This window comes from Hydrotalea sp., from assembly GCF_049968455.1.
GTDB lineage: Bacteria > Bacteroidota > Bacteroidia > Chitinophagales > Chitinophagaceae > Hydrotalea.
Genome location: NZ_JBMFQT010000001.1, coordinates 1 through 7,629, shown reverse-complemented (window position 1 = coordinate 7,629; position 7,629 = coordinate 1). Strand labels below are relative to the sequence as shown.

8 protein-coding genes and 1 tRNA gene are annotated in these 7,629 nt (G+C 38.8%); 6 read left to right on the top strand and 3 right to left on the bottom strand.

What is annotated here, in order from left to right; genetic code table 11:
• Both ACP5P5_RS00045 and ACP5P5_RS00040 read left to right on the top strand, forming a co-directional pair.
• Positions 1-318, top strand: a 318-nt coding sequence (locus tag ACP5P5_RS00045; protein ID WP_428284075.1) for a response regulator transcription factor, incomplete at its 5' end; no start/stop codon positions are given.
• A complete protein-coding gene (locus ACP5P5_RS00040) occupies positions 305-1,465 on the top strand; it encodes a glycoside hydrolase family 130 protein (RefSeq protein ID WP_428284074.1) in 1,161 nt (386 codons plus the stop codon). The genes ACP5P5_RS00045 and ACP5P5_RS00040, both read left to right, overlap by 14 nt.
• A 4-nt stretch (positions 1,466-1,469) precedes the next feature.
• Here ACP5P5_RS00040 and ACP5P5_RS00035 read toward each other — a convergent pair whose 3' ends face one another.
• Positions 1,470-2,642 (bottom strand): trans-sulfuration enzyme family protein, encoded by a 1,173-nt coding sequence (locus ACP5P5_RS00035; protein WP_428284073.1) that lies wholly within the window; start codon positions 2,640-2,642, stop codon positions 1,470-1,472.
• Between the two features lie 24 nt (positions 2,643-2,666).
• A complete protein-coding gene (locus tag ACP5P5_RS00030) occupies positions 2,667-3,086 on the bottom strand; it encodes an OsmC family protein (protein ID WP_428284072.1) in 420 nt (139 codons plus the stop codon).
• A gap of 67 nt (positions 3,087-3,153) precedes the next feature.
• Between ACP5P5_RS00030 and metX the strand changes: the two genes are divergently transcribed.
• Genes metX through ACP5P5_RS00015 form a run of 3 tightly spaced genes read left to right on the top strand, consistent with a single transcriptional unit; the run spans position 3,154 to position 5,698 of the window.
• Positions 3,154-4,167 (top strand): homoserine O-acetyltransferase MetX, encoded by a 1,014-nt coding sequence (gene metX, locus ACP5P5_RS00025; RefSeq protein ID WP_428284071.1) that lies wholly within the window; start codon positions 3,154-3,156, stop codon positions 4,165-4,167.
• A 32-nt stretch (positions 4,168-4,199) separates the two neighbouring features.
• The gene (locus ACP5P5_RS00020) at positions 4,200-5,471 is read left to right on the top strand and encodes an ectonucleotide pyrophosphatase/phosphodiesterase (protein WP_428284070.1); all 1,272 of its coding nucleotides are present in this window, start codon (positions 4,200-4,202) and stop codon (positions 5,469-5,471) included.
• 44 nt (positions 5,472-5,515) lie between these two features.
• Positions 5,516-5,698, top strand: a complete 183-nt coding sequence (locus tag ACP5P5_RS00015) for a DUF6728 family protein (protein WP_111294026.1) — start codon at positions 5,516-5,518, stop codon at positions 5,696-5,698.
• 73 nt (positions 5,699-5,771) lie between these two features.
• On the opposite strand, the gene lpxB is transcribed toward ACP5P5_RS00015, so the two are convergent.
• Positions 5,772-6,887, bottom strand: coding sequence for a lipid-A-disaccharide synthase (gene lpxB / locus ACP5P5_RS00010; RefSeq protein WP_428284069.1), 1,116 nt, complete (start codon positions 6,885-6,887; stop codon positions 5,772-5,774).
• A 139-nt stretch (positions 6,888-7,026) separates the two neighbouring features.
• Here lpxB and ACP5P5_RS00005 point away from each other — a divergent pair.
• Positions 7,027-7,100 (top strand) — tRNA-Pro (locus tag ACP5P5_RS00005).
• Positions 7,101-7,629: the final 529 nt, after the last annotated feature.

The following is a 7,629-nucleotide window of genomic DNA, read 5'->3' as shown; positions in this document are numbered from 1 at the left end:
ATTACTGCTATTCATCAAAATGGATTCTACAGTAATGAATTGGTTTCCGATCAACTTATTAAATCATTAAAATCCGGTCGGCATATTGAAGATTGGTATGAGCAATATGGCCTCAATCAAAAAGAGTTGGAATTTTTACGATTGTGCGCAACCGAATTAACCTATCGGCAAATTGCTGAAACAATGGGTGTTGCCGAACGTACAGTTGAAAACTATCGGCAATCACTTTCCGAAAAATTAGGAATTAAAAATAGGGTAGGGTTAGCACTGTTTGCAATCAAAAATAAACTGGTAAGTTTGGGGAATGAAACACTATAAATATTTTTTTTTCGGCAATATCAGTGTATTAATTCTATTGTTACCATTCATTTCTCAAAACCTACTTGCACAAAACCTTCAAACCCAAAATAATTGGGCGCTTTTGCCTTTTGTAAAAGAAAACCAATACAATCCCATTCTTACGCCCGGTAACAGCAATTTTATTGACCCGATCACCAAACAATCCGTTAAATGGGAAGCAGCGCATGTTTTTAATCCTGCCATCATAATACGTAATGATACTGTTTATATGTTATATCGAGCCCAGGATAGTGCCGGTACATCACGTATAGGCCTTTCTGTTAGTACCGATGGGCATCATTTTTCTCGCAGCCAACAGCCGGTATTGTTTCCCGATAATGATGGTTGTAAGGCATATGAGTGGCCAGGCGGTTGTGAAGATCCCCGCATTGTTGCTGATGCCAATGGTACGTACTATTTAACCTACACCGCTTTCGATGGGCAATTGGCACGCTTAATGGTGGCTACCTCAACCGATTTAATTCATTGGCAAAAACAGGGCCCTGCCTTTGCAAAAGCTTACAGCGGTAAATACTTAAATGTATGGTCTAAATCCGGCGCTATTGTGGCAACTTATTCACCCAATAACATTGTTGCAACCAAGGTAAACGGAAAATATTGGATGTATTGGGGCGACCAATTTATTTGGGCTGCTACTTCAACCGACCTTATTAACTGGCAACCTATTGAAATGCCAAAAGGTATGAAACCGCCTGTAGCTTTAAGAGGTCAGGCATTCAACATGCCACAACTGCAAATTGTATTACCCACCCGAAAAGGAAAATTTGATAGTGATTTGGTAGAATCCGGGCCTGCTGCTATGTATTCACCTAACGGTATTCGCTTGCTGTACAATGGCAGAAATATTCCAGCCATTGGCGATAAAAATTTACCCGAGGGTACCTATGCTTCCGGGCAGGCTTTATTCAATGCAAACAATCCGGTACAATTAATACACAGGCTCAATCATTATTTTATGAAGCCTACGGAGCCTTACGAAATTACCGGGCAAGTAAATAATGTTTGTTTTATAGAAGGGCTGGTTTATTTTCAACAAAAATGGTGGTTATATTATGGCACTGCCGATTCTAATATTGCAGTGGCCACTTGTAATAAACCATTGTAACGGATTAGCATTGCTGTAAGGCTTGTTCAATATCGTTCAAAATATCCTCTTTATGTTCTAAGCCTGCACTTATGCGAATAAGTCCCGGGGTTATACCCACTGCCAGGCGTTCAGCTTCTGTAAGCTTAGCATGTGTAGTGCTGGCCGGGTGCGATGCAATGCTGCGGCTATCGCCCAAATTGGCGGTTAATGATAGCATTTGCAATGCATTTAAAAATTTTCTTCCACTTTCTAAACCATCTTTCAGTTCAAAACAAATAATGCCACCTCCATTTTGCATTTGTTGTTGAGCAATGGCATATTGTGGATGAGTGGGTAAGAATGGATATTTTAGAAAAGCAATTTTACTGTTGTGTTGTAATGCACTGGCAAGGTAAAGAGCATTGTTGCAATGGCGTTCCATACGTACATCCAACGTTTCTAAACTTTTACTTAGTACCCACGCATTAAATGGTGATAAAGCAGGTCCCGTACTTCTGCAAAAAGCATAAATTTCTTTTATCAAATCTTTTCTGCCTACAATTACTCCGCCCAACACACGGCCTTGTCCATCCATCCATTTGGTAGCAGAATGTATCACTAAATCTGCTCCGAAAGAAATAGGCTGTTGCACTAATGGAGTAGCAAAACAATTATCAACATTTAAAATAATGCCATTTTGCTTAGCCAGTTTACCCAACATTTTCAAATCTAATATGTCTAACCCCGGATTGGTGGGCGTTTCAACGTAAATCATTTTTGTGTTGGGTTGAATGGCGGCAGCCCATTCTTGTTCAGTGGCAGTAGCATTGATGTAACTATAAGCAATGCCATAGCGATTTAAATACTTGGTAATTACGGTATGTGTACTTCCAAAAATACTGTTGCAAGCCAACAAATGGTCGCCTTGTTTTAACAGCGCCATAAATGAACCAAATACAGCACTCATGCCCGAAGCCGTAGCATATCCGGTTTCTGCACCTTCTAATGCACACACTTTATCAATCAACTCCTGCACATTTGGATTGCTAAAGCGGCTGTATATGTTATCGTCCGTTTCATCGGCAAATGCTGCCCGCATATTTTCTGCATCGTTAAAGCAAAAACTGCTGGTTAAAAACATAGGGGTACTATGTTCCATTTCCGGAGTACGTTCGGTTTGAATGCGAATGGCTTGTGTAATTTTATTTTGTTGCATACCGCTTTTGTTATTTGTTTATGATTATTGTACCGTTACATCCCATTCAATGGTGCAACCCGCAGCTCTTAAGGTAGCTGCTACCGAACAATATTTATCAATTGATAGTGCGCAGGCTTTTTTAGCTTTTTCAACTTCAATATTTCCTTTAAAAATAAATTGAATATGTATGTGCTTCCACAAAGCAGGTTCTTTACCATGTTCACGTTCTGCATCAATTTTCATGGAAAAATCTTCAATTTCCTGGCGCTGTTTTTTTAAAATAGAAACAATATCTACCCCACTACAACCACCCAAACCCATTAATAAAGTTTGCATAGGCCTAAATCCACTATTGTGTCCGCCAATTTCAACGGCGCCATCGGTTCGAATGGTGTGTCCGTTGGCATCCGTTCCTTCAAATGCATAGGCATCATCCACTCTTTTTATTGCAATTGTTGTCATCTTCAAAAGATTTATGCAAATGTAATTTAATCATGTACTTATTTTGCTGTTGAAATACGGAATTAATATGACGCATATTTTTGAGTATCCGCATCATTTTGTTTTAGAGAATGGAGCAATATTGCCCGGAATTAGAATAGCTTACACTACTTACGGAACTTTGAATGCACAAAAAAACAATGTAGTATGGATATGCCATGCGCTTACTGCCAATGCCGACGCAGCAGAATGGTGGAAAGGTTTGGTAGGCAAGGGGTGTTATATTAATCCCGATGAACATTTTATTGTAGGGGCCAATATTTTGGGTTCCTGTTATGGCACCACCGGTCCTTTAAGCATCAATCCGCAAACACAACGACCTTACTATGCTTCTTTTCCTTCCATAACCATTCGCGACATGGTGCAGGCGCATATACTATTGCGGAAACATTTAGGTATTGAAAGTATTCATTTACTAATGGGCGGTAGTATGGGCGGTTATCAAGCATTAGAGTGGGCAGTAATGGAGCCACAAGTGGTGCAACAATTGTTTTTAATTGCCACATCCCCTTCTGAAAGTGCTTGGGGAGTGGCCGTACATACCGCACAACGCTTAGCTATTGAAGCCGATTGCACCTGGCAACAACCCCATGCAAAAGCCGGCGCAAAAGGACTTAAAGCTGCAAGGGCAATTGGTATGCTTACCTATCGGAATTATGAAACTTTTCAACAAAAACAAACGGATCCCGATCCCGAAAAAATTGATGGCTTTAAAGCTTCTTCATACATCAACTATCAAGGCGACAAATTAGTGAATCGCTTCAATGCCTATAGTTATTGGTTATTAACCAAAGCAATGGATAGCCACCATTTGGCCCGTGGGCGTGGCGGCGATTTAATACAGGTGTTGCAGCAAATACAAATACCCACTTTAATTATTGGTATTACCAGCGATATTTTATGCCCCATAGCCGAACAACAATTCATGGTACAACACATGCCCAATGCCACATTAATTCAAATTGATTCAACCTATGGACACGACGGGTTTATTATAGAAACTGAACAAATTACCCGTTCTTTGCAGCATTGGTTACCTTAATAATTCCCAACTATTCAGTTAAATTATATATTATGAAATTAAGTGCTAAAGTGTTCTTACTATTTGTATTTGCCCAAGTGATAGGCTTGTGGGTATTTGCACAAGACACTACCCAACACATTGTTCCCGGCCGCCAAAATAGTATAACACAACAACAAAAACCTTATGTAATATTAATTTCAGCTGATGGATTTCGTTACGACCTGGCCGATAGTTTTCATGCAAATAATTTAATTCGTTTTCGTTCTCAAGGCGTTCAAGCCGAGTACATGAAACCCAGTTATCCATCGCTAACCTTTCCAAACCATTATGCCATTATTACCGGCATGTATCCTGCGCACAATGGGTTGGTGGATAATTCGTTTTACGATGCCAATAAAAACAAAATATACACAATGGATAATAAAAATGAGGTGTCCGATAGCTCATGGTATGGTGGCACACCTTTGTGGGTATTAGCCGAAAAACAACAAATGTTATCGGCCAGTTTTTATTGGGTGGCATCAGAGGCAGCCATTCAGGGTGTTAGACCCACCTATTACTACATTTATAATGAAAAAATTGGCATTGATCAGCGTATAGCTGCCGTAAAAAATTGGTTGCAATTACCCCCCGAAAAAAGACCGCATTTCATTACTTTTTATTTGCCCGAAGTAGATCATGAGGAACACATGCATGGAGTATTTAGCTCTGAAACAGCCCATGCCGTGCAGTTTGTAGATGAAGCCATTGCTAAATTAAACGAGGCGCTAGCCCCTTTAAACCTGCCCATTAATTATATATTTTTATCCGACCATGGAATGGTTGATGTTGATGTAAACCATACCCTTCCTTTGCCGGCTGAGGTTGATACCACTAATTTCATTGTTCCCCGTAGCAATATGTTATTGCATTTATATGCCAAAAACAAAAACGCTATTATGCCCACTTACAAAGCTTTAAAAAATAATGCCACAGGGTATAATGTTTACTTAGCCAACGAAATTCCCGAAAACTGGCATTACAATGCCGCCAACGATTATTTTAATCGTGTAGGTGATATTTTACTAGTGCCGCAATACCCTAAAGTATTTAATTTAAGCAGCCGTAAAATTACACCGGGCAAGCACGGATATGATAATAACATGTCCGAAATGCGGGCTACCTTTTATGCCTGGGGACCCGCATTTAAGCAACAATTCAAAATTCGTGGATTTGAAAATGTGCATGTGTTTCCCTTAATTGCTAAAATATTGGGTTTACAATATCAGGCCGATGCTATTGATGGGCAATTAAAAGTTTTAGCACCCATTTTAAAACAATAAGTCAACAAAAAACAACATTGGTTGTTTCAATACAAAACATCATTATGGGCATTTGGAATCAAATATTACAGTACCTATATATCAAAAAGCGCGATCCTAACCAACCTCGCAATACCTATATAAAGTTTATGCATGGCATGAACCGTATTTCATTACTCATGTTTATTGTAGCGGTAATTATAATGCTCATTAAACTGGTTATCCTTCCTTTATTACGCAAAGGGTAATGGGTAATTATGTAGTCAGCAGCTATGCTACTATTCAACTTTCGTTGCGTCGCACACTTGTACGGCAATAAGTTTATTCGGCATGCTTAGCCATACGATAAACCCATTGTGCAGCTTTTTCTGATGCATTGCCACCGGCTTTTAATAATAATTTCAACTGCAAAAAATCCTGCTTCATTGCGTGGGTCTTAGCTGCGTTATTTAGTAATTCATTCAATTCGGTTACAATATTTTCCACATTCATTTCATGTTGAATTAGTTCTTTAACAACAAGCTTATCCATAATTAAATTCACCAATGATATGTATTTAATTTTAACCAGCCTTTTGGCAATGGCATAACTAACGGTACTGCCTTTATAGCAAACCACTTCCGGAACACCAAACAAAGCCGTCTCAAGGGTAGCCGTGCCACTGGTCACCATGGCGGCAACACTACTGTTTAACAGCCCGTATGTATTGTTTTTAACCAATAACACATTTTTGTAAGGAGCTAAAAATTCGGTATAAAATGCCTCTTCTTGTCCGGGTGCCTGTGCAACTGCAAAGCTGTATTCAGGAAAATGTTGTGCAACCTGCAACATAACCGGTAATTTTTTTTCAATTTCTTGTTTACGGCTACCCGGCAGTATGGCAACAATAGGTTTTGAAGCAGCCAATTTTTCGGAATGTGTTAATTGAAATTGTTCAACCACTTCAACCAACGGATGCCCAACATAGGTTACTTCCCAATTCCATTTTTCATGATAGTATTCTTTTTCAAAAGGCAGTATTACCAGCATTTTATCAATGCATTGTTTCATTGCTTTAACCCTATTTTCTTTCCAAGCCCAAACCTGTGGCGAAATATAATAAACAACTTTTATGTTTTGTTTTTTTGCCCATTTAGCAATGCGCAAATTAAAGCCCGGGTAATCAATCAGCACTAAAACATCAGGTGCAAATTGAATAATATCTTGTTTACAAAAAGCAATGTTTTTTAAAATGGTTGGTAAGTTTTTAATTACTTCAGCAAAACCCATAAAAGCCAAATTGCGATAATGTTTAACCAGTTGGGCACCTGCTTGTTCCATTAAATGGCCACCCCAACATCGAATATGGGCAGCATCATCTTTTTGTTTTAAGGCTTTTATTAAGTTACTGCCATGCAAATCGCCACTGGCTTCACCGGCTATAATATAGTATTTCATGGTAAGGTAAAGATAAGCAGGTTGCAAGATGAGTAAGAAATTTCGACAATAGAAATTAATGTAGTTTAACAACAATCAACCGGATTTAGGTTTAAATGAAAATGGTTTATTTGTATTTTTGTGCCAATTTAAAATGGGGCGGGATGTAGCGCAGCCCGGTAGCGCGCTTCGTTCGGGACGAAGAGGCCGCTGGTTCGAATCCAGTCATCCCGACATTATTACTCAAAAAGCAATCTTGAAAAGGGTTGCTTTTTTTAAAATAGGCCATTTTTATGGAAACTACTTTAAGATGCTCGTAAAACGATAGCACTCATTTTTGATGTTGATTAAGCCTCCTTTCCCTTTTACTATGCCGGCAATAAAAAAGAATAATGCCAAAATCTTCATGAATTTACTCATTCCTCATTTGTTTTCAAGGAAGCAATTTTAATTATAGTTCAGATGGAAGGCAGACAAGTTCGATATTCTTCCCACTCAACAGCGTTGCGCAACGCTGTTGACCCGAACCAGTCTCGAACATGAATAGAAGCCATAAGGTATTGAATATACTTTACCATTAACCATGTTTTTTATTGCGAAGAATTTTAAAATAACTATCTAACAAGCAATTAAAATCAGCCAAAAGGAATCAAAGTCGGATAGGAGGTTAAAGCAGTTGAATAATTTCAAAAAATATAGTCTGAATAAGTTATGTTTATGTGCTTTCGGCGTAAGGCTGTGCCTACGCCGTAATTACTTATAG

Coding starts and splice junctions, on each gene's coding strand:
- ACP5P5_RS00040 (WP_428284074.1), top strand. CDS start 305: ATGAAACACTATAAATATTTTTTTTTCGGCAATATCAGTGTATTAATT.
- ACP5P5_RS00035 (WP_428284073.1), bottom strand. CDS start 2,642: ATGCAACAAAATAAAATTACACAAGCCATTCGCATTCAAACCGAACGT.
- ACP5P5_RS00030 (WP_428284072.1), bottom strand. CDS start 3,086: ATGACAACAATTGCAATAAAAAGAGTGGATGATGCCTATGCATTTGAA.
- metX (WP_428284071.1), top strand. CDS start 3,154: ATGACGCATATTTTTGAGTATCCGCATCATTTTGTTTTAGAGAATGGA.
- ACP5P5_RS00020 (WP_428284070.1), top strand. CDS start 4,200: ATGAAATTAAGTGCTAAAGTGTTCTTACTATTTGTATTTGCCCAAGTG.
- ACP5P5_RS00015 (WP_111294026.1), top strand. CDS start 5,516: ATGGGCATTTGGAATCAAATATTACAGTACCTATATATCAAAAAGCGC.
- lpxB (WP_428284069.1), bottom strand. CDS start 6,887: ATGAAATACTATATTATAGCCGGTGAAGCCAGTGGCGATTTGCATGGC.